The 21,125-nt window shown below is 63.6% G+C and carries 17 protein-coding genes; 13 read left to right on the top strand and 4 right to left on the bottom strand.

The window, feature by feature from the left end; genetic code table 11:
• Window positions 1-74 precede the first annotated feature (74 nt).
• From CQ12_RS33255 to CQ12_RS33200, 12 genes are all read left to right on the top strand, one after another.
• Window positions 75-1,055 (top strand): ABC transporter permease, encoded by a 981-nt coding sequence (locus tag CQ12_RS33255; RefSeq protein WP_057839508.1) that lies wholly within the window; start codon window positions 75-77, stop codon window positions 1,053-1,055.
• A gap of 12 nt (window positions 1,056-1,067) precedes the next feature.
• Complete coding sequence (locus tag CQ12_RS33250) at window positions 1,068-2,039, top strand: ABC transporter permease (protein ID WP_057839507.1); 972 nt, start codon at window positions 1,068-1,070, stop codon at window positions 2,037-2,039.
• Entirely contained in the window at window positions 2,036-3,034 is a 999-nt protein-coding gene (locus CQ12_RS33245; protein WP_057839506.1) for an ABC transporter ATP-binding protein, read from the top strand. Before CQ12_RS33250 ends, CQ12_RS33245 begins: the two co-directional genes overlap by 4 nt.
• The gene (locus CQ12_RS33240; RefSeq protein ID WP_057839505.1) at window positions 3,031-4,029 is read left to right on the top strand and encodes an ABC transporter ATP-binding protein; all 999 of its coding nucleotides are present in this window, start codon (window positions 3,031-3,033) and stop codon (window positions 4,027-4,029) included. The genes CQ12_RS33245 and CQ12_RS33240 overlap by 4 nt, the downstream gene beginning before the upstream one ends.
• Window positions 4,030-4,132: 103 nt before the next feature.
• A complete protein-coding gene (locus CQ12_RS33235; protein ID WP_057839504.1) occupies window positions 4,133-5,938 on the top strand; it encodes a gamma-glutamyltransferase family protein in 1,806 nt (601 codons plus the stop codon).
• Between the two features lie 20 nt (window positions 5,939-5,958).
• Window positions 5,959-6,669 carry a DUF1028 domain-containing protein gene (locus CQ12_RS33230; RefSeq protein WP_057839503.1) on the top strand — a complete coding sequence of 237 codons (711 nt, stop codon included), beginning with the start codon at window positions 5,959-5,961 and terminating at the stop codon, window positions 6,667-6,669.
• Entirely contained in the window at window positions 6,666-7,655 is a 990-nt protein-coding gene (locus CQ12_RS33225; RefSeq protein WP_057839502.1) for an ABC transporter ATP-binding protein, read from the top strand. Before CQ12_RS33230 ends, CQ12_RS33225 begins: the two co-directional genes overlap by 4 nt.
• Window positions 7,652-8,764 carry an ABC transporter ATP-binding protein gene (locus tag CQ12_RS33220; protein ID WP_057839501.1) on the top strand — a complete coding sequence of 371 codons (1,113 nt, stop codon included), beginning with the start codon at window positions 7,652-7,654 and terminating at the stop codon, window positions 8,762-8,764. The genes CQ12_RS33225 and CQ12_RS33220 overlap by 4 nt, the downstream gene beginning before the upstream one ends.
• A 12-nt stretch (window positions 8,765-8,776) precedes the next feature.
• A complete protein-coding gene (locus tag CQ12_RS33215) occupies window positions 8,777-10,288 on the top strand; it encodes an ABC transporter substrate-binding protein (RefSeq protein WP_057839500.1) in 1,512 nt (503 codons plus the stop codon).
• 24 nt (window positions 10,289-10,312) lie between these two features.
• A complete protein-coding gene (locus CQ12_RS33210) occupies window positions 10,313-11,254 on the top strand; it encodes an ABC transporter permease (protein WP_057839499.1) in 942 nt (313 codons plus the stop codon).
• 3 nt (window positions 11,255-11,257) lie between these two features.
• A complete protein-coding gene (locus CQ12_RS33205; protein ID WP_057839498.1) occupies window positions 11,258-12,145 on the top strand; it encodes an ABC transporter permease in 888 nt (295 codons plus the stop codon).
• A 27-nt stretch (window positions 12,146-12,172) separates the two neighbouring features.
• The gene (locus CQ12_RS33200; protein ID WP_057839497.1) at window positions 12,173-13,195 is read left to right on the top strand and encodes a hypothetical protein; all 1,023 of its coding nucleotides are present in this window, start codon (window positions 12,173-12,175) and stop codon (window positions 13,193-13,195) included.
• A gap of 42 nt (window positions 13,196-13,237) precedes the next feature.
• Here the strand turns inward: CQ12_RS33200 and cnbZ are convergent, their stop codons facing one another.
• From cnbZ to CQ12_RS33180, 4 genes are all read right to left on the bottom strand, one after another.
• The gene (gene cnbZ / locus CQ12_RS33195) at window positions 13,238-13,981 is read right to left on the bottom strand and encodes a 2-amino-5-chloromuconate deaminase CnbZ (protein WP_057839496.1); all 744 of its coding nucleotides are present in this window, start codon (window positions 13,979-13,981) and stop codon (window positions 13,238-13,240) included.
• A 130-nt stretch (window positions 13,982-14,111) separates the two neighbouring features.
• Complete coding sequence (locus CQ12_RS33190) at window positions 14,112-17,207, bottom strand: MexW/MexI family multidrug efflux RND transporter permease subunit (RefSeq protein ID WP_057839495.1); 3,096 nt, start codon at window positions 17,205-17,207, stop codon at window positions 14,112-14,114.
• Between the two features lie 118 nt (window positions 17,208-17,325).
• On the bottom strand, window positions 17,326-18,519 hold the full coding sequence (locus CQ12_RS33185; protein ID WP_057839494.1) for an efflux RND transporter periplasmic adaptor subunit: 1,194 nt from the start codon (window positions 18,517-18,519) through the stop codon (window positions 17,326-17,328).
• Between the two features lies 1 nt (window position 18,520).
• Window positions 18,521-19,222, bottom strand: a complete 702-nt coding sequence (locus tag CQ12_RS33180; protein ID WP_057839493.1) for a TetR/AcrR family transcriptional regulator — start codon at window positions 19,220-19,222, stop codon at window positions 18,521-18,523.
• 301 nt (window positions 19,223-19,523) lie between these two features.
• Here CQ12_RS33180 and CQ12_RS33175 point away from each other — a divergent pair, with 301 nt between their 5' ends.
• A complete protein-coding gene (locus CQ12_RS33175) occupies window positions 19,524-20,744 on the top strand; it encodes a cytochrome P450 (protein ID WP_057839492.1) in 1,221 nt (406 codons plus the stop codon).
• Window positions 20,745-21,125 lie beyond the last annotated feature (381 nt).

Here is a 21,125-nt window from a genome sequence, read left to right as displayed (position 1 = left end):
GGCTTCCGGGACCTTTCTTTATCGAGGCGACAGCGACGTCCGCCGCCGCATCTAAAGAGCAGTGAAAGGAATTCATGCTCGCTTTCACTCTTCGCCGCGCTATCCAGGCCATCGGCGTCATGATCGCGGTCGGCGTCATTGCCTTCTCGATGTTCCGTTTCGCCGGCGACCCCGTCAATCAGATCGTCTCGCTGGATACGCCGGCCGCCGAGCGCGAGGCGGTGCGCAAGTCGCTCGGGCTCGATGATCCCGTGCCGGTGCAGTTCGTGCGCTATTTTACCAACGCCGTGCAATTCAAGTTCGGGGTCTCCTATCAATTTCGCCAGCCGGTCTCGAACCTTCTGATGGAGCGGATGCCGGCGACGCTGGAACTCGCGGCCTGTGCCACCGTTCTCGCCATGGTGTTCGGCATTCTGATGGGCGTCTATTCGGCGCTGCGGCGCGATACGATTCTCACAAAATTCTTCCAGGCGGTGTCGCTGATCGGCATCTCGCTGCCGACCTTCCTGATCGGCATTCTCCTGATCTATCTGTTCTCGGTGACGCTCGGGTGGCTGCCTTCATTCGGCCGCGGCGATGTGGTGCGGATCGGCTGGTGGACCACCGGCCTGCTCACGCTGTCCGGACTGAAGGCGCTGATCATGCCCTCGATCACGCTCGGTCTGTTTCAGATGACCCTGATCATGCGGCTGGTGCGCGCTGAAATGCTTGAAGTGCTCCGTACCGATTACATCCGCTTCGCCCGCGCCCGCGGCCTGACGACGCGTGCCATCCATTTCGGCCACGCGCTGAAGAACACACTGGTTCCCGTGATCACCGTAGCGGGGCTGCAGTTTGGCTCGGTTATTGCATTTGCCATTATCACCGAGACCGTCTTCCAGTGGCCGGGTATGGGATTGTTGTTCGTGCAGGCCGTGCAAAACGTCGACATCCCGATCATGGCCGCCTACCTGCTGATGGTGTCGCTGATTTTCGTCACCATCAATCTGGTGGTCGATATTCTCTACACCATCGTCGATCCGCGCCTGCGCTCGACCATCAGCCGTCCGGCATAAGCGAGCGACCAGATGTCCGATGCCGTCGTACCACACCGAGTCGAGCCGAACGCAGCGGCGGCGCGTTCCGGGACAAGCTGGCTGAAGCGTGCGCTCGACAGCGATATTTTCTATTCGTTCCGCCGTTCCCGCATGACGATGGTCGCGGCCGCCATCACCGTCCTGTTCTTCCTGCTCGCGATCTTTGCTTCGCAATTGTCGGTGCAGAACCCGTTCGATCCGGCACAGCTGCAACTGATGAACTCCCGGATCTCGCCGCTGTGGACCGCCGAAGGCCAGAGCCCGTTCCTGCTCGGCACCGACGAACAGGGCCGCGACGTGTTTTCGGCCATTCTCTACGGCTTGCGGATATCGCTCGTGGTCGGCGTGCTCGGCGTCATCCTGGCCGGCACGCTCGGCATCACGCTTGGCCTCATCGCGGGCTATGTCGGCGGCGCGGTCGACGGGCTGATCATGCGCATCGCCGACGTGCAGCTCACCTTCCCCGCCATCCTGATTGCGCTATTGGTCAACGGCGTTGCCAAATCCGTGCTCGGCAACCGGCTGGACGCCATGAGCACGCTGGGCGTGCTGGTGATCGCGATCGGCCTGAGCTTCTGGGTGCAATATGCCCGCACCGTGCGCGGCTCGGTCATGGTCGAGAAGAGCAAGGATTATGTCGCCGCCGCGCAACTGATCGGCCTGCCCGCGCCCAAGATCATGCTGCGGCACGTGCTGCCGAATACGATGGGGCCGATCCTCGTGATCGCGACCATCAACCTCGCACTTGCCATCATTACCGAAGCGACGCTGTCGTTCCTCGGCGCCGGCATGCCCGACACCATGCCCTCGCTCGGCACGCTGATCCGGATCGGCAACAACTATTTGTTCGCTGGCGAATGGTGGATCGTCGCCTTCCCCGGCATAGCGCTGGCGGGGCTGATCCTCTCCATCAACCTGCTCGGCGACTGGCTGCGCGACGCGCTCAATCCAAAACTCCGATGACCGCTCCTGTCCTCTCCGTGCGTAACCTCGAGGTGGAATTCCTCACCCGCCGCAGCACGCTGCGCGCGATCAACGGCGTGTCCTTCGACATCGCCAAGGGCGAGGTGCTCGGCGTGGTCGGCGAGTCAGGCGCCGGCAAATCGGTCACGGGACTAGCCGTCATCGGGCTGATCGATCCGCCCGGCCGCATCGCCGGCGGCGAGATCTATCTGTCGGGAACGCGGATCGACCATCTGCCGACCGAAGAAATCCGCCGCATCCGGGGCAAGCGGATCGGCATGATCTTTCAGGATCCGCTGACCAGCCTCAATCCGCTGTACCGGGTCGGCGACCAGATCGTTGAGACGATCAGAACCCACATGAACTTGTCGGAGACCGCGGCGCGCAAGCGTGCGATCGATCTTTTGGCCGAGGTCGGAATTCCCGCACCGGAAAAGCGCATCGACGCCTATCCGCACGAATTCTCCGGCGGCATGCGCCAGCGCGTCGTGATTGCGCTTGCGATCTGCGCCGAGCCGGAACTGATCATCGCCGACGAGCCGACGACGGCGCTCGATGTCTCCGTGCAGGCGCAGATCATCTCGCTGATCAAGCGGCTCGGGCGCGATCACGGCACGGCCGTCATGCTGGTCACCCACGACATGGGCGTGATCGCCGAAACCTCGGACCGCGTCGCGGTGATGTATTCCGGCCGGATCGCCGAAATCGGCCCGGTGCAGGACGTCGTGCAGAACCCGCTGCATCCCTACGCCAAGGGGTTGATGGGCGCGATCCCGACGCTCGCGGGCGAAGAGAAGCGGCTGGTGCAAATTCCAGGCTCGATGCCGCGGCTGTCGGCGATCCCGCCGGGCTGCTCGTTCAATCCGCGTTGCGCCTTTGCGTTCGACCGCTGCCGCGTCGAACGCCCCGAACCGCTCAAGCAGGGGTCGCATGCGGTCGCCTGCCATCTCTATGATCCGGCGCCCAACGAAACCGCGAAGGAGAGCGCGGCATGACGGCCTCCTATGTCGACGTGAGAAATCTGCGCCGCGTATTCGACGTATCAAAACCGTGGCTCAACCGCGTGCTGGAAGGCGGCCATCTGGAGTTTCTGAAGGCCGTCGATGGCGTAACCTTCGACATCAGGAAGGGCGAAACATTCGCGCTCGTCGGCGAGTCCGGTTCGGGCAAGACCACCGTGGCGCGGATGGTGGTGGGATTGCTGCCGCCGAGCTCGGGCGAAGTCGTCATCGACGGCGTGTCGATGACGAATCCGAGGCAGGCCCAGGCACGTCAGCGGCTGCGCCGCCGCATCCAGATGATTTTTCAGGATCCCTATGCGAGCCTCAATCCGCGCTTCCGGGTCGATGCCATCGTCTCCGAGCCGATCCGCGCCTTCGACCTGATCCAGGGCGAGCGCGACATCCGCTCGCGCGTCGGTGAACTATTGAGTCTCGTCGGGCTGCATCCGGACGACGGGCTGAAGTATCCGCATGAATTCTCCGGCGGCCAGCGCCAGCGCATCGCGATTGCGCGCGCGCTGGCATCGGACGCCGAGTTCATCGTCTGCGACGAGCCGACCTCGGCGCTCGACGTATCCGTGCAGGCGCAGATCCTCAATCTGATGCGCGACCTGCAGGACAAGTTCGGCCTGACCTATCTCCTCATCAGCCATAACCTCGCCGTGGTCCGGCACATGGCGACGCGCATCGGCGTGATGTATCTCGGGCGTATTGTCGAGATCGCCGAGGGGCGCGAATTGTTCGCCAATCCGCGGATGCCCTACACCAAGATGCTGCTCGGCGCCGTCCCTGATCTCGCGATGTCCGGCCGCCAGCGGATTCCGGTGAAGGGCGAAATCCCCAACCCGATCGACCCGCCGCCCGGCTGCGCCTTCAACCCGCGCTGCCCGCTGGCGTTCGATCTGTGCCGGAAGGAAGCCCCCGCCCTGATCAACGGCGTCGCCTGCCACGCCGTCAACCATCCGGTTGAGACTGCCGCCGCGGTATGATCACAGGGATGGGTGCAATGCGTGGCATGCCAACGGTTGGCATTCGGCCTCGCCTGTGGTCAAGTGCACCGGCATCGCGATACCAGCACGGCATTGGACTCCCATGAGCAACATCAATCCCGATCCCTTCACCACAAGGCCGGAAATCGAAGGCACCTTTGGCGTCGTCACCTCGACGCACTGGATCGCGACCGCGGTCGGCATGGGCATTCTGGAAAAGGGCGGCAACGCATTCGATGCCGGTGTTGCCACCGCGTTCACGCTGCAGGTGGTGGAGCCGCATCTGAACGGCCCCGGCGGCGACGTGCCGATCATCGTGCATGACGTCAAGCGCGGCCGCACCGAGGTGATCTGCGGCCAAGGCCCTGCACCGGCGAAAGCCACCATCGCACATTACAAGAGCGAAGGGCTGGAGATGGTGCCCGGCACCGGACTTCTAGCGGCCTGCGTCCCCGGCACGTTCGAATCCTGGATGCTGCTCTTGCGCGATTACGGCACGATGCGGCTGCGTGACGTGCTGGAGCCCGCAATCGCCTATGCCGGCAACGGCTACCCGCTGGTCGAGCGCGCCTCCGCAACGATCCAGGTGGTCGAGAAACTATTCCGGCAGCACTGGACGACGTCAGCGGCTGTCTATTTGCCGAACAATGAAGTGCCCCGGCCGGGCACGCTGTTCACCAACACGAAACTCTCGGAAACCTACGCCCGTATTTTGAAAGAGGCCGAGAGCGCAGGCGGCGACCGCGTCGCGCAGATCGAGCGCGCGCGACAATCCTGGTCGCAGGGTTTTGTCGCGGAGGCGATCGATAAATTCTGCCGCACACAGGACGTGATGGACGTCTCCGGCTCACCACATCGCGGTGTGCTCTCCGCCGACGACATGGCGCGCTGGCAGCCGACCGTCGAGGCGCCGCTTACTTATGACTATGGCCGCTATACCGTCTGCAAACCCGGGGTGTGGAGCCAGGGCCCGGTGATGCTGCAGCAGCTCGCGTTGCTGAAAGGCTTTGAACTCGACGGGCTCGATCCGGCCGGTCCGGAGTTCATCCATCTGCAGATCGAATGCGCCAAACTCGCCTTTGCGGACCGCGAGAAGTTTTATGGCGATCCCAAGTTCACGGATATCCCGATCACGACGTTGCTGTCGGACGCCTACAATGATGAGCGCCGCAAACTGATCTCGAGGGACGCGGCCTCGCTGGATTTCATCCCGGGTTCGGTGGAAGGTTTTGGTTCGGTGGTCAAGCTGCGTCGCGCCGAGGGCCACCGCGAGGCGGTCGGCGCCATGGGCGCGGGCGAGCCGACCGTCGGCCGCTTCGGCGAGGTGCGCGGCGACACCGTGCATTTCGACATCATCGACCAGGCCGGCAACATGGTCTCGGCAACGCCGTCCGGCGGCTGGCTGCAATCCTCGCCGGTCATTCCGGAACTCGGCTTCTGCCTCGGCAGCCGCGCGCAGATGTTCTGGCTGGAGGAAGATCATCCGGCAGCACTGGCGCCCGGCAAGCGCCCGCGCACCACGCTTTCGCCGACGATGTGCTATCGCGACGGCGAGCCCTACATGGCCTGGGGATCGCCCGGCGGCGACCAGCAGGACCAATGGACCACGCAATTCTTCCTGCGCCATGTCCACGCCAAGCTGAACCTGCAAGAAGCGATCGACGCGCCGGCCTGGCACTCCGAACATTTCCCGATCTCGTTCTGGCCGCGCACTGCACGCCCCGGCGTGCTCGTGCTCGAAAGCCGCGTGCCGAAGGCGACGGTCGATACGCTGAAGGGTCGCGGCCATGTCGTCGAGATCGGTCCCGAATGGTCGGAAGGCCGCCTCACTGCAGCCTCAAGGGTCGGCCGCCGCCGCCGCGCCGCCGCCAATCCGAGGGGCATGCAGGGCTACGCGGCGGGAAGGTAATTCAGAGGGGACAAGACAAGATGACCTGGTCGATCATCGCCCGTGATCCCCTTACCGGCCAGATTGGCATTGCGGTAGCGACCCGGTTTTTCGCGGTCGGCGCGCGCGTGCCGCATATCGCCCCCGGCATCGGCGGCATCGCAACGCAAGCGCTGGTCAATCCCTATTACGGTATCGACGGCGTCAAGCTGCTGCACGAAGGGCGCAGTCCGCGCGAGGTGATCGATACGCTGATTGCCATTGATGACGGCCGCGAGGCCCGCCAGCTCCACGTCATGGATATCAAGGGCCGCATCGCCACGCATACCGGCCGCGAATGCATCGACTGGTGCGGACATATCCAGGGCGACGGCTTTTCCCTCGCCGGCAACATGCTGGCCGGCGCCGCCGTGCTCGACGACACCGCGAAAGCCTACGCCGCCAACGCCACCCTTCCCTTTGCGCAACGGCTGATCGCCGCGATGAAGGCGGGCGAAGCCGCCGGCGGCGACAAGCGCGGCAAGCAATCGGCGGCACTATTGATCCATAGCGAGGAGGAATGGTCCGATCTCGACCTGCGCGTCGACGACCACACCGATCCGCTGGCCGAACTCGAACGCCTGGAACAAGTGAGCCGCGAGCGTTGGGTGCACTTTCGCCCCTTCCTGCCGACGCGGAAGAACCCGGCGGGGATCACCGACCGCGCGGTCATTGACGCCAGCGTTCAAGCCGCGACGACGGGCAAGGCATGACCGCGGGCCCGCTGATCGAGATCGAGAAACTACGCGTCGTCTTCCATGGCGACGACGGCCGCACCACCCACGCAGTGGACAGTGTCGATCTCAGCGTCGCCAATGGCGCCACGCTCGGCCTTGTCGGCGAATCCGGCTGCGGCAAGAGCGTGACCTCGCTCGCCATCATGGGGCTGCTGTCAAAGCGCTCCGCCGAGGTCTCGGGCTCGATCCGCTTCGACGGTTTTGACCTGCTCGACGTTCCCGACGACACATTGCGCGACCTTCGCGGCAACCGGCTCGCGATGATCTTTCAGGAGCCGATGACCTCGCTCAATCCGAGCTTTACGATCGGCGATCAGATCATCGAGACGATCCTGCGCCATCGCGGCGGTTCGCGGCGGCAGGCGCGGGAGCGTGCCATCGAGCTGTTGCGTCGTGTGCACATCCCCTCGCCCGACAAGCGGATCGATGAATATCCGCACAAGCTCTCCGGCGGCATGCGCCAGCGCGTGATGATCGCGATGGCGTTGGCCTGCGACCCGCGCCTGTTGATTGCGGACGAACCGACCACCGCGCTTGATGTCACGCTGCAGGCGCAGATCCTCGACCTGATGCGCGAGCTGAAGGCTGCCAGCGGCGCTGCGATCATCCTGATAACCCACGATCTCGGCGTGGTCGCCGAAGTCTGCGACGAGGTGGCGGTGATGTATGCCGGCGAAATCGTCGAACGGGCGCCGGTCGACGAGCTCTTTGCCAATCCACAGCATCCCTACACCGTCGGCCTGCTCGGCTCGATCCCGCGGCTCGATCGCCGCGCGTCGCATCTGGCGACGATCGAGGGCATGGTGCCGAACATGGCGAACCCGCCGCCCGGCTGCCGCTTCGCCGCGCGCTGTCCGTTTGTCGTCGACCCCTGCACCGCCGCGCCGCCACCGCTGGCAATCGTGAGTCCGGGCCACGCCTCGCGCTGTATCCGCGCGCCGCTGGAGCGGCTGGTGTCATGACGTCCCTCCTCGAAGTCGAAGGCCTGGTGAAACATTTCGTCGCCGCGCGCTCTGTGTTCGGCCGGCCCACCGCCCATGTGAAGGCGGTCGACGGCGTCAGCTTCACCGTCGAGGCCGGCAAGACGCTGGCGCTGGTCGGCGAATCCGGCTGTGGCAAATCCACCGTGAGCCGGCTGGTGCTGCGGCTGATCGAGCCGGATGCGGGCACTGTTCGCTTTGAAGGCCGCGACCTCGGCGCACTAAACGCCAATGAATTGCGTGCCTTCCGCCGCGATGCGCAGATTATCTTTCAAGATCCTTATGCATCGCTCAACCCGCGTATGACCGTCAGTCAGATCCTGAGCGAGCCGCTGGCGTTGCACGATCTGGTGCCGGCCAAGCGGCGGCGCGAGCGCGTTGGCGAGTTGCTGCGGCTGGTCGGGCTGGAGCCGCGCTTTGCCCGCCGCTATCCGCATGAGTTTTCCGGCGGCCAGCGCCAACGCATCGCGATTGCGCGGGCGCTTGCCGTGGAGCCGAAATTGATCATCTGCGACGAACCGGTGTCGGCGCTCGACGTTTCGATCCGCTCGCAGATCCTCAATCTGTTGCGCGACCTGCAGGACCGGCTCGGCCTCGCCTATATCTTCGTCTCCCACGATCTTGCGGTCGTAAAGCACATCGCCGACCGCGTCGCCGTGATGAATCTCGGTGGCATCGTCGAGACTGCGCAGGCCGATGCGCTGTTTGCCGCGCCCCGGCACCCTTATAGCCGTGCGTTGCTGTCGGCGATCCCCGTACCCAAGCCGCAGGCCAAGCGCAGCCGCATCGTGCTGGAGGGCGAGATGCCGAGCGCGCTTCATCCGCCTTCCGGCTGCCGCTTCCATACCCGCTGCCCCTACGTCATCGCGCGCTGCCGGACCGAAGTTCCGCCGCTGCTCGCGGACGGCACGGGACACGCCACGGCATGTCACCGCACAGCCGAGCTGCCGGCATCCGAATCCATCGTTCCGGCCGATGGCGACTTTTCGCCGGTGCTGGAAAAATTGGTCGCCGCCTTCAGCGGCGGCACGGAAGGCGCAGGCCGCGCCGGGGTTGATCTATCAAGGACACGGCCAATTGATCGTGGATAAGGGGATGGCAGCATGAAAATCATTCGTTACGCAGTTACCGCGGCGGCGCTGCTGCTGTCGCTTCCGGCAAATGTTCAGGCCCAGACGACGCTGCGGATCGGGCTTGCCGAGGACCCTGATATTCTCGACCCGACCATGGCCCGCACTTATGTGGGCCGGATCGTATTCGCCTCGTTCTGCGACAAGCTGTTCGACATTGATGACAAGCTCAACATCGTGCCGCAGCTTGCGTTGAGCCATGAGACCTCGGCCGACGGCAAGGAAGTCACCATCAAACTGCGGCCCGGCGTCAAGTTTCACGATGGCGAGGAATTCAACGCGGAAGCCGCCAAGTTTTCGCTGGAGCGCCATTTGACATTCCCGGGCTCGTTCCGGAAGCCGGAGCTGGCAGCGGTCGAACGCATCGACGTGGTCGATCCCCTCACCATCAAGCTGGCATTGAAGGCGCCCTACTCGCCGCTGGTCGCGCAGCTCACCGATCGTGCCGGGATGATGGTTTCTCCCAAGGCAGCGAAAGAGGCCGGCGACAAGTTCGGCCTGCGCCCGGTTTGCGCCGGTCCCTACAAATTCGTCGAACGCGTGCAGCAGGACCGCATGGTGTTCGAGAAGTTCGCCGATTACTGGAACAAGGATAACATCCATATCGACCGCATCGTCTATCTGCCGTTGGTGGACGCGACGGTTCGTCTTGCCAATCTGAAATCCGGCGGCCTCGATTTGATCGAGCGTCTGCTTGCGACCGACATCAAGGAAGTCAAGGGTGACGCAAAACTCAAACTGTCGAGCGCCATCGAGCTCGGCTATCAGGGCGTGACGCTGAACGTCGGCAAGGACAAGGCCAAGGGACCGCTCAGCCAGTCCGCCAAGGTGCGCCAGGCGCTCGACCTCTCGCTCGACCGCGATGCGATCAGCGAGGTGGTGTCCAACGGTGAGTTCAAGCCCGGCAACCAGTGGGTCAATCCGGATCATCCCTATTATCAAAAGGCCTTTCCGGTGCCGAAGCGCGACGTCGCCAAGGCCAAGGCGCTGTTGAAGGAGGCTGGCGTCACGACGCCGGTCAGCGTCGACTTCATGGTGTCGAAGGGCGCCGAAACCGAAGCGGCCGCGCAGGTGATCCAGTCGATGGCGGCGGAGACCGGCTTCGACATGAAGCTCCGGGTCACCGAGTTCGCGACGTCGCTGAAGCAGGCCGAGGCCGGCGAATACCAGGCCTATCTGCTGGCCTGGAGCGGCCGGATCGATCCGGACGGCAATTCCTACATCTTCCAGAAGACCGACGCGCCGCAGAACTACAGTGCCTGGTCCAACAAGGACGCCGACAAGGCGCTCGATGAAGGCCGCCTGGTCACCGATCAAGCGCAGCGCAAGGCGATCTATGAGAAGCTGGCCAAGATCGTGCTCGACGAGAAGCCGCTGCTCTACATCTATCACCGCCGCATCCTGATCGCGCATACGACCAAGCTCGAAGGCTACAAGCAGATGCCGGACGGGCTGGTGCGCGTGGTCGGGTTGAAGTTGAAGTGAGCGAAGGACGACACGGGTAGCGCCATGCTGAACTTCCTCGCGCGGCGTCTCGTCCAGCTCATCCCGACGCTGTTCTTCGTATCGGTCCTGATCTTCTCGCTGCAGCAATTGCTGCCGGGCGATCCGGCGCTGGTCATGGCGGGCGAGGAACGCGACCCCGATGTCATCGCGCAGATCCGCGCGCAGTATCGGCTCGATCAGCCGGTGCCGGTACAATATGTCTACTGGGTCAAGGGCGTGCTGTCAGGCGATTTCGGCGAGTCGCTGCGCAACAAGGTGCCGGTGCGCGAACTGATCGCGCAAAAACTACCGGTGACGATGCAGCTGGCGTCGATGGCGATCGTCATTGCCTTCCTGATCGGCATTCCCGCCGGCATCGTCTCGGCGGTGAAGAAAGGCACGGCCTGGGACTATGGCGCCAACTTCTTCGCGCTGTGGGGGATCTCGACGCCGAATTTCTGGCTCGGCATCATGTTGATCTTTCTGTTCTCGATCCAGCTCGGCTGGCTGCCGGCGTCGGGCTATGTGCCGCTGACCGAGAACTGGCGCGCCAGCATCGCCTCCACCATCATGCCGGCATTCGTGCTGGGCAACGCGATCGCCGCGATCCTGATGCGCCATACCCGCAGCGCCATGCTGCAGGTGCTCGAAAGCGACTACGTCCGCACCGCCCGCGCCAAGGGCCTTCTGGAACGCTCGGTCATTCTCAAGCACGCCATGCGCAACGCGCTGACGCCGGTGATCACGCTCGGCGCGCTCGAACTCGGCACGCTGCTGTCAGGCGCAGTGCTGACCGAGCAGATTTTTTCGATTCCCGGCTTCGGCAAGCTGATCGTCGACGCCGTGTTCAACCGCGATTATGCCGTCGTGCAAGGCGTGGTGCTGACGACGGCGACGATTTACATCACGCTCAATCTCATTGCAGATATCGCCTATGTGCTCGTCAATCCGCGGCTGAGGGCCTAGGCCATGGCCGACGCGACGCTCAATGCACTGCCAATTGCCGCTTCCGATGAACTCGAGAGCCCGGCGCGACGCGCGCTGCGCCGGCTGTTCAAGCGCAAGGGCGCGGTAGCGGGCCTCGTCGTGATCGGCGCTTTCGTATTGCTCGCGCTGTTTGCGCCGCTGATCTCGCCTTACGAACCGATCGCGACGAGCTGGTCGCTGGTGCGCAAACCGCCTTCCGCACTGCACTGGTTCGGGACCGACGAGCTCGGCCGCGACATTCTTGCGCGAGTGATCTACGGCGCGCGGGCGTCGCTGCTGGCCGGCGCGATCTCGGTCGGCATCGCGTTGTCGATCGGCGTACCGCTCGGCCTGTTGTCGGGCTATCGCGGCGGCTTCATCGACGCCCTGATCAGCCGCATCACGGATGCGATGCTGGCCTGCCCGTTCCTGATCCTCGCGATTGCACTGGCCGCGTTCCTGGGTCCCAGCCTCGGCAACGCCATGATCGCGATCGGCATATCGGCGACGCCGATCTTCGTGCGGCTGACCCGCGGCCAGGTGATGAGCGTCAAGGTCGAGGATTATGTCGAGGCCGCGCGCGCGATGGGCAACCCGCGCTGGCGCATCGCTCTGTTTCACATCCTGCCGAACATCATGCCGGCGCTGCTGGTGCAGGCGACGCTGTCGATCGCCGCCGCCATCATCGCGGAGGCCGCGCTATCCTTCCTCGGCCTCGGCCAGCAGCCGCCCGCCCCCTCCTGGGGCAGCATGCTCAACGCCGCGCAGCGCTTCCTCACCAATGCGCCATGGATGGCGATCTGGCCGGGACTGGCGATTTTCCTTGTCGTGCTGTCGTTCAACCTGGTCGGCGACGGGCTGCGCGACGCGCTGGATCCGAGGGAGAGGTAGGCGCATCGGTCAAATCGCAACCTCGAAGTGCATGATTTGTTTACGGAAAGCGGCGACCTTCTGCATGGCCGGTTGCAGCTTTCCGTGGGGCATCTCATGCGCATCGTCATAGCGTCGATCCTGATCTGGGGATCGGCCGTGCTTGCCCACGCCGCGGAGCTGGACCTTCCCAACAGCAAGCTAATCACGACTAGTGATCCTTGCCGGGTGAAAATCTCCGCAAAGCCAGTTGCGCCGCTTCAGATCAGCCGCCGCGGTGCGGTCTATGTGATCAAGCATGTTCACAACGCCTGCCGCCTCCTGGCCAGTGCTGGCGATGAAGGCTCGCGATCCGACTCTATTCGTGCCGATCTCTACGACAGCATCATCGGCCCGATCTATCGCGCCCATCCGAACATTGCGCTTGCCTCGCAGCGGCAGGCCATTGCGAAGACATTCCACGCGACACCACGCGATATCGAACGAATACCCGCCATCCGACTCAACGACGAGATAGCTCGCCTTCAGAAAGACATCGCCAAACTCGGTGGGGACAGGGTTGACCGGTCCGTCGATCAGAGCGCCGCCACGAAAGCACTGGAGCCATTCATCGATGCTGCCGCCGAACTCTCATTCGCAAGCCAGGTCGCGCTCGACGCCTATCCTGACCTGTTTGCGAAGATGCTGGAAGCGGTTCCGGAGCAGCCCCGCGCGGCCGAGAGCGACGCAGCCTTCCGCAAAGGGGCCCCGCCCCAAGGCTCGGTAAGGCTGAGCGATGCTGCGCTCGCGCTGGTTCAGTCGTTCATGCGGGAAGTACGTCGCATACCGGGGAACGAGCAGGTCGCGCACATAGGCTGGACACGGGAACAAAAGTCAAAGCGCCCCGGCGACCGGGAATGGTCCAACAGCGGTGCCGGCTGGTACCTTGGCGCTTTCCGGAAGACCGAGGTCCCTCCCGATGTCATCGACACGGTCCGAGGTATCGAGATCATCTTCACAGCCGAGGACCCGGCAGCGATTGCGGGCAAGACCTTTGATGCAACAAAGCGGGGGCTTTTCGTTCATGACTGAACGGCGGCTGACGCGCTAGCAATAGCCGACGCCCTTGTTCGGCTAAACCACCATCTCCCTCATCACCCTCCGGCAATCCATCTCATACTCAAGATCGATCACCGGCGGCCGGGCAAAATGCCAGCTCAACCCCGAACGCGCGGCGCCGCGGCGAACCAGTGCATCGGCGAAGACGTGATGGAAATCGTGGATGGTATAGGTCTGCACAGCAGTCGCATCCTTCCAGCCGACCCCGAACTCGCCCATGCGCCGCTCCATCACGCCGGCGACGTAGCGGACCTTCTCGGCAATGCCCTCGGGGCTGATGTCGCGGTAACGGACCGTACGCTCGGCGTAGCTGGCGTTGCCCTCCTGCGATTCGCCACTGCCTGCGATCACGAAGCTCGGCGTCGTGCCCTGGCTCGGCCGCGTGAATGAAAAGGCATGGAACGACGGCTCGGCGGGCGGCTCTATCTCCGGGCAGACATTGCTGCGCGCCACCGGGTTGGTCGTGCCGTCGTATATGCCCCACTCCGCCAGCGTCTTGACGTAGTGCAGGTTGAAATTGCGAAAGCCCTCGTCGGTGAAGGCGGCCGGCGATCGGAGCTCGCAGGCGCAGAATGAGGTCAGCGGCCGCCCCGCCGCCTGAATGTATTTTGCGATCTGCGCAAATCCCTCGGCGAGCGGCACCCATTTATCGAAGCGCACCCGCTCGATTTCATACCCGGGATTGGCGGCTACCCCACCGGAGTATTGAAACACGGCTGGAATGAAGCGGTAGTTTCCGGCTGCAAAGTCACTGGTCATGCTGGCTCCCTTTTTTCTAGTTTCCTAGCATGGAGAGCCGACGGCGTCGCCGGAGTTCCATCCCCGACATAAAAAAGCGACGGCAGCGATTTCCGCTGCCGTCGCCCGCGATCGTTCCCGGCGAAAAAGCTCAGGTCGGCTTGAGCCCCTGCGTGCCGAGGTCGAAATCGGCGATCTCCTTGTTCCGCTGCGAGTCGGCACTCGCCTGGTGGTCCGTGGCCATCCAGACATAGACCGCCGGCAGCACGAACAGCGTGAACAGCGTGCCGATCGACATGCCGGATACGACGACAAGGCCGATCGAGAAACGGCTGGCGGCGCCGGCGCCGGTTGCCGTCAGCAGCGGGATCAGGCCGGTGACCATCGCCGCCGTCGTCATCAGGATGGGACGCAGCCGGATGCGGGCCGCCATCTCGATCGCCGAACGCTTGTCGAGGCCTTCCTTGAGCTGCAGTTCGTTGGCGAACTCCACCATCAGGATGCCGTGCTTGGTAATCAGCCCGACCAGCGTCAACAGTCCCACCTGGGTGTAGATGTTGATGGTCGCCACGCCGAAGAACAGCGGGATCAGCGCGCCGACGATCGCCATGGGCACGCTGATCATGATCACCAGCGGATCCCGCAGACTTTCGAACTGCGCCGCCAGCACCAGGAAGATGATGATCAGCGCGAAGCCGAAGGTGATCGCAAGCTGGTTGCCTTCCTGCACATATTGGCGGGAGTCGGCCAGATAGTCGTGACTAAAGCCGGCGGGCAGCTTCTTGGCTTCGCCTTCCAGGAAGTCCACCGCCTGCCCGACCGTCACGCCCGGCATCGGCACCGCCTGGAAGGTCGCGGAATTGAGCTGATTGTAATGCGTCAGCGAGTTCGGATCGGTCGCCGTCTCGATCGACACGATGGTCGACAGCGGCACCAACTGCCCGGTGTTGGTCGGGACATAGTAACCGCCAAGCGATTCCGGCGACAGCCGCATGCCGCGCGGCACCTGCGGGATCACCTGATAGGACCGTCCCTCGAGGTTGAAGCGGTTGACGTAGTTGCCGCCCAGCAGCGTCTGCAGCGTGCTGCCGACCTGCGCCATGTTGATGCCGAGGTCGCTCGCCTTGGAACGGTCGATGGAGACGCGCACCACCGGCTGGTTGAACTCGAGGTCGCTGTCGGAGACGATGAACATGCCGCTCTTGCGCGCGGCCTCCTTCAGCTTCGCCATTTGCTCATAGACAGCCTGGAACCCGGCAGTCGAATTGATCACCATCTGTATCGGCAGGCCGCCCGGCCCGCCCGGAAGCGGCGGCAGGTTGAACGCGAATGCCTGGACGCCTTCGATCTTGCCGATTTCAGCCTGCACCAGCGGCTTCAGCTGGATCGAGGAACGCTTACGCTCGTCCCACGGCTTGAGCAGCATGCCGGCAATGCCGCCCTGCGGCCCGTTGATACCATTGAGGACGAAAGTCAGGTCGGTCTCGGGAAACTTCTGGAACGCCTTGTCGAGCTTGTCGCCATAGAAGTCGACATAGTCGATGTTGGCGTATTTCGGCGCCTTGGTCACCGAGAACACGATGCCCTGATCCTCTTCCGGCGCCAGCTCCTTGGAGGTGTTCATATAGAGGAAGCCGACCAGACCGAGGATCGTCAGCGCGAACAGCCCGGTGATCGGACGATAGTCGAGGGAACGGTCGAGCTGACGGCCGTACCAGCGCGTCATCGCACCGAACACCCGGTTGACGAGCCTGGCGAACCGTCCCTCATCCGCACTCTTGAGAAGCACCGAGCACATCATCGGCGACAGCGTCAGCGCGATCACACCCGACACGATCACCGAACCCGCCAGCGTGAAGGCAAATTCGCGGAACAGCGAACCGGTGAGGCCGCCGAGAAAGCCGATCGGCGCATACACCGCCGCCAGCGTGATCGTCATCGAGATCACGGGACCGACGATTTCGCGCGCGCCCTGCAGCGACGCTTGCACCGGCGTCTTGCCCTCCTCCAGATGTCGATGGATGTTCTCGACCACCACGATGGCGTCGTCGACCACCAGGCCGATCGCCAGCACCATCGCCAGCAGCGTCAGAAGATTGAAGCTGAAGCCCAGCGCCAGCATCAGGCTGCAGACGCCGATCAACGACAGCGGAATCGTGACCACCGGAATGATGACGGAGCGGAACGAGGCCAGGAACAGGAAGATCACGACCACGACGATCAGCACCGCCTCGATCAGCGTGTGCTGCACCTCGTCGATCGACGACTGAATGAACTTGGTGGAGTCATAGGCCACCTTCATCTTCATCGAAGGCGGCAGGTTGCGTTCGATCTCCGGCATCAGCGCGCGCACGCCCTTGACCAGCGTCAGCGGGTTGCCTTGCGGCGTCGCCTGCACGCCGATGAAGATCGCGCGCTCGCCGCTGAAGGCGACGCTCGCATCCGAGCTCTGGGCGGCAAGCTCGACGGTTGCGACATCCTCGATCCGCACGAAGCCGCCGTCCTTGGATTTGACGATCATCTTCTTGAACTGCTCGAGGTTCCGCAGGTCCGTGTTCGTCTGAACGTTCGAGACGATGAAGTAGCCCTTGGCTTGCCCCGCCGCGGCCTGGAAGTTGTTGGCGGCGATCGCCGCCGAGACATCGCTCGGCGAGACGCCGCGGCCCGCCATCTTGACCGGATCGAGCCATAGGCGCATCGCGAATGTCTGCCCGCCGAGAATGTCGGCCGACGCCACGCCGTCGACCGTCGACAGCACCGGCTGCACCACGCGCGTCAGGTAGTCCGAGATCGCCGAACCCGAGAGCTCGTCGCTGGAGAATCCGAGATACATCACGGCCGTGGTCTGACCGGTCGTCTTGACCACGATGGGATCGTTCGATTCCTTCGGGATCAGATATTTGACCGAGTTCACCTTGGCGAGCACTTCGGTCAGCGCCTGGTTCGGGTCAAAATTCAGCTTGACGTAAACCTGGATCGTGCTGGTGCCCTGCACCGACGACGACGTGATGTAGTCGACGCCCTCGGCCGAGGCGACCGCCTGCTCGATCGGCGTGGTGATGAAGCCCTGGATCAGGTTGGCCGATGCGCCCGGGTACACGGTGGTGATGGTGACCACGGTATTCGACAGCTTCGGATACTGCCGGATCGGCAATACGCTGGCGGCCCGCAGACCGATCAGCAGGATCAGCAGGCTGACAACGACCGACAGGATCGGACGCTTGATGAAAATATCGGTGAAGGCCATCTGTGGATCATCCCGCTGAGTTCAGCATTTCGGGCGCGGCCTCATTCGAGAACACCGCTGCCCGTCTTTTGTCCGCGCGCCCCCCCCTGGGCCGCGCGATCGTCGGTTACCAGGCGCGTCAGTAGCGCGGCGGCTTCGCCGGAATCGGCGGCACCGGATCGCTCGAGACCGTCACCGCCGATCCCGATTGCAGCTTGAGCTGGCCCACCGCCACGACGCGGTCGCCGTCCTTCAGCCCTTTCAGGATTTCGGCGCGTCCTTCGATGCGGTTGCCGGTCTGCACGAAGGTCCGCGTCACCGTGAGGCTGGTCTTGCCATCCTCTTCCTTCTTCTCGCTGACGAGGTAGACCGAGTCGCCATAGAGCGTGTAGTCGACCGCGGTTTCGGGCACGGTGACCACCGGCGGCTTGTCGGGCAACACCACGGTGGTCGTCGCGAACATGCCGGGCTTGAGGATCTTGTCCGGATTCTGGATCGTCGCCTGCACGCGAATGTTGCGCGTTTCGGTCGCGATCTGCGGCTCGATGGTGGTGATCTTGCCTTCGAACGGGCGGCCCGGATAGGCATCGACCGCGATACGGACGATCTGGCCGACCTTGAGCTGGCCGGAATCCTTTTCCGTCACGGTGAAGTTCGCAAACAGCACCGACAGATCGGTCAACGAGACGATCTGCGTCCCGGCGGTCAGATATTGTCCGACCTCGACTCTGCGAACGCCGAGTTCACCATCGAAAGGAGCGCGCACCAGCTTTTGCGAGATGATGGCTTCCGTCTTGGCAATACCGGCGCTGGCCTGATCGAACACAGCCTGGGCGTTGTCCACCGTCGCCTGCGGTCCGACCTGGCGCTCGGCCAGTTGCTTGGCGCGGTCCAGCGATATCTGCGCCACGCGCTGCTGTGCCTTGTAGTTGGCGAGGTCGCCCTGCTCGGGGCCGTCGAACAGCTGCACCAGCGGCGTACCCGCCTTCACGCTGGCGCCCGCCTTGAACTGGATGTCGGTGATGCGGCCGTTCACGTCGGAGGTCACGTTGACCTGATGCACGGCGGCGAGATCGCCGACCGCGGTCAGGAGGTTCGGAATGATCTCAGACTTCGCCGTGGCAATATTGACGCTGGTCGGGGGCGGCTTCATGCTGGCGAAGAACTGCGCGATCATCTTGCCGCGGAAGTAGTTGAACCAGACCAGGCCGCCGGCCAGCAGAGCCAGCAGCGTTCCGATGATGATGAACCAGCGCACCATCCGGACCGGCCGCTTGTGCGGTTTGTCGGTGAACGGCTTGCCCGAAAGTTTGGGTTCAGTCGCGATATTCATGTCATGCACTTTCCGCAGTTACCGATTGTCCCGAATTCGGTGACAGCCCGCCGTCCAGATGAGAAGCAATTGCGGCCTCGGTAAGTCCGATGCCGCGCAGGATGAATTGAGAGAGTTGTCGCTCCAGATCGGGAGCGTTGCCGTAGGAGAGACAGGGCACGGCCGGAAGCCGCGTCAGCGCTGCCATCAGCACGGTGTGATGCGCGAACCAGAACAGGTTGAGCGGATCGCTGCCGATCCGCGCAGCGTCGCCAGACGCGATCGCGCTTTCGATCGATGCGGTGAACACCGGCCCGATCAGCCCGCTGATCTTGTCGTAGAGCAGGCGCGCGAACTCGCCATCGTCGAGATGGCTGGTCGTCATCAGCCGCAGCCGCTGCGCTTCTTCCTGATCCGAACCATTGGATACTTCGATGAAATGGCCAACCATGCCCTTGACCAATTCAACCAGTGTGGCAGTTGACGGCTCCTGACCGAGCAGGTGCGCGAAGTCAGGATCAGCCTCGCACTCCTCGGCGAGAATTTCGGCATAGAGCGCAGCCTTGGACGGGAAGTGCTTGAACAACAGCCCTTCCGAAATAGCCGCGGCGGCCGCCACGCTCTTGGTCGTGGTGCCGGCAAAGCCGTTACGGGCAAAGCATCGCTTGGCGGCGCTCAGGATCAATTGGCGCCGCAAGTCACTGGTCATACGCAGGCTGGACATGAGGGCGTGAGTAATCACTCACCTTGATGAAGTCAAGGATCTATTGCAGCGCACCAAGCGGATTCTATTCCGAGGTGGCGTCAAAGGCACAGCCTCATCGCCTTGTTTAACCACGGTTTTCCTCAGAAGTTCAGCACGCATCCTTTCGGCTCATTCCGGATAGGCCGCAACCTCAACGCGCTGCTGACGCGTGAGGCTGGAACCAGCGCTCCGGCTTGACGCCTCCGGGACGGCAACTAAGATAGTTGCACATGCGACTAATTTGCCGACTTATCCCGACTCCCAACGAGCACGGCGAGCCATGAACCCGAATACGCGCGAACTGGCGGCGACCTTCGACCTCGAAAAGCTGACGCCGGATTTCTATGCGGATCCCTACCCTACCTATCGCGCGCTGCGAGAGAACGAGCCGATCAAGCGGATGCCGAACGGCTCATATTTCCTGACCCGCTACGACGATCTGGTCGCAGCCTACAAGAACACCAAGGCGTTCTCGTCGGACAAGAAGAAGGAGTTCTCGCCGAAGTACGGCGACTCCCTGCTCTATGAGCATCACACTACCAGCCTCGTCTTCAACGATCCCCCTGCCCACACCCGCGTGCGCCGCCTCATCATGGGCGCGCTGTCGCCGCGCGCGATTGCCGGCATGGAGCCCGATCTGATCAGGCTGGTGGACCGGCTGCTCGACACCATCGCAGCGAAGGGCAAGGTCGACCTGATCGAGGATTTTGCGACCGCGATCCCGATCGAAGTGATCGGCAATCTGCTCGACGTTCCGCAGGAAGAGCGCGGCCCTTTGCGCGACTGGTCGCTCGCCATCCTCGGCGCACTGGAGCCGGTGATTGGCCCGGAGGCCTTTGCGCGCGGCAACAAGGCGGTGAAGGATTTCCTCGCCTATCTGGAAGTGCTGGTGGCGCGGCGGCGGGCCAAGCCCGGCAACCCCGACCGCGACGTGCTGACCCGGCTCATTCAGGGCGAAGACAATGGCGAGCGGCTGACCGAAAAGGAGCTGCTGCACAATTGCATCTTCCTGCTCAATGCCGGCCACGAGACCACCACCAACCTGATCGGCAACGGGCTGGTGGCGCTGCTGCATCACGCCGGCGAGAAACGGCGGCTGATCGAGGACCCTACGCTGATCAAGACCGCGGTCGAGGAAATGCTGCGGTTCGAGAGCTCTAACCAGCTCGGCAACCGCATGACCGTCGAGCCGTTCGAGCTCGGCGGCATCGCGATGCCGGCAGGCACGCCGGTGACGCTGTGCATCGGCGCGGCCAACCGCGATCCCGCGCAGTTCGCCGATCCGGAACGTCTTGATGTCAGCCGCACGCCGAACCGGCACCTCGCCTTCGGCACCGGCGCGCACCAATGCGCCGGGATGGCGCTGGCGCGTCTGGAAGGCGCGATTGCGATCTCGCGTTTCCTCGCGCGCTTTCCGGATTATGCGCTCGACGGCGAACCGGTCCGCGGCGGCCGGGTGCGATTCCGCGGATTTCTGAACGTACCCTGCGTGGTCAGCTAGGACTGCCGACGAAGGGCACCAGTCCCGCGTCACAAGACCGCAACGCAAGCCATGAATCCTGAGCGAACGATTTTTACACTGGCGCGTTAAAATTTCCGGGCGACGAAGCACGAGGGAGTTGCGATCATGCTTCCGCTCGGCGTTCGCGTTGCAATATTCCTCGTCGGTGTCTCTGCGATCGCGCTGAGCACCGGTTCATTCGCCCAGGATAGAGGAGGCCATGGCCGAGGTGGCATGGCTGCGCCAGCAGCACCGCCGGCAATGGCTCGGCCTGCGGCACCTCCACCGGCGATGGCCCGCCCAGCGGCGCCTCCTCCAGCCATGGCCCGGCCTGCGGCACCTCCGGCAATGGCGCGGCCCGCTGCGCCGGCGATCCGTGCG

The sequence above is a fragment of the Bradyrhizobium jicamae genome, from assembly GCF_001440395.1.
Lineage (GTDB): Bacteria > Pseudomonadota > Alphaproteobacteria > Rhizobiales > Xanthobacteraceae > Bradyrhizobium > Bradyrhizobium jicamae.
This window is presented reverse-complemented; position numbering and strand designations above follow the sequence as displayed.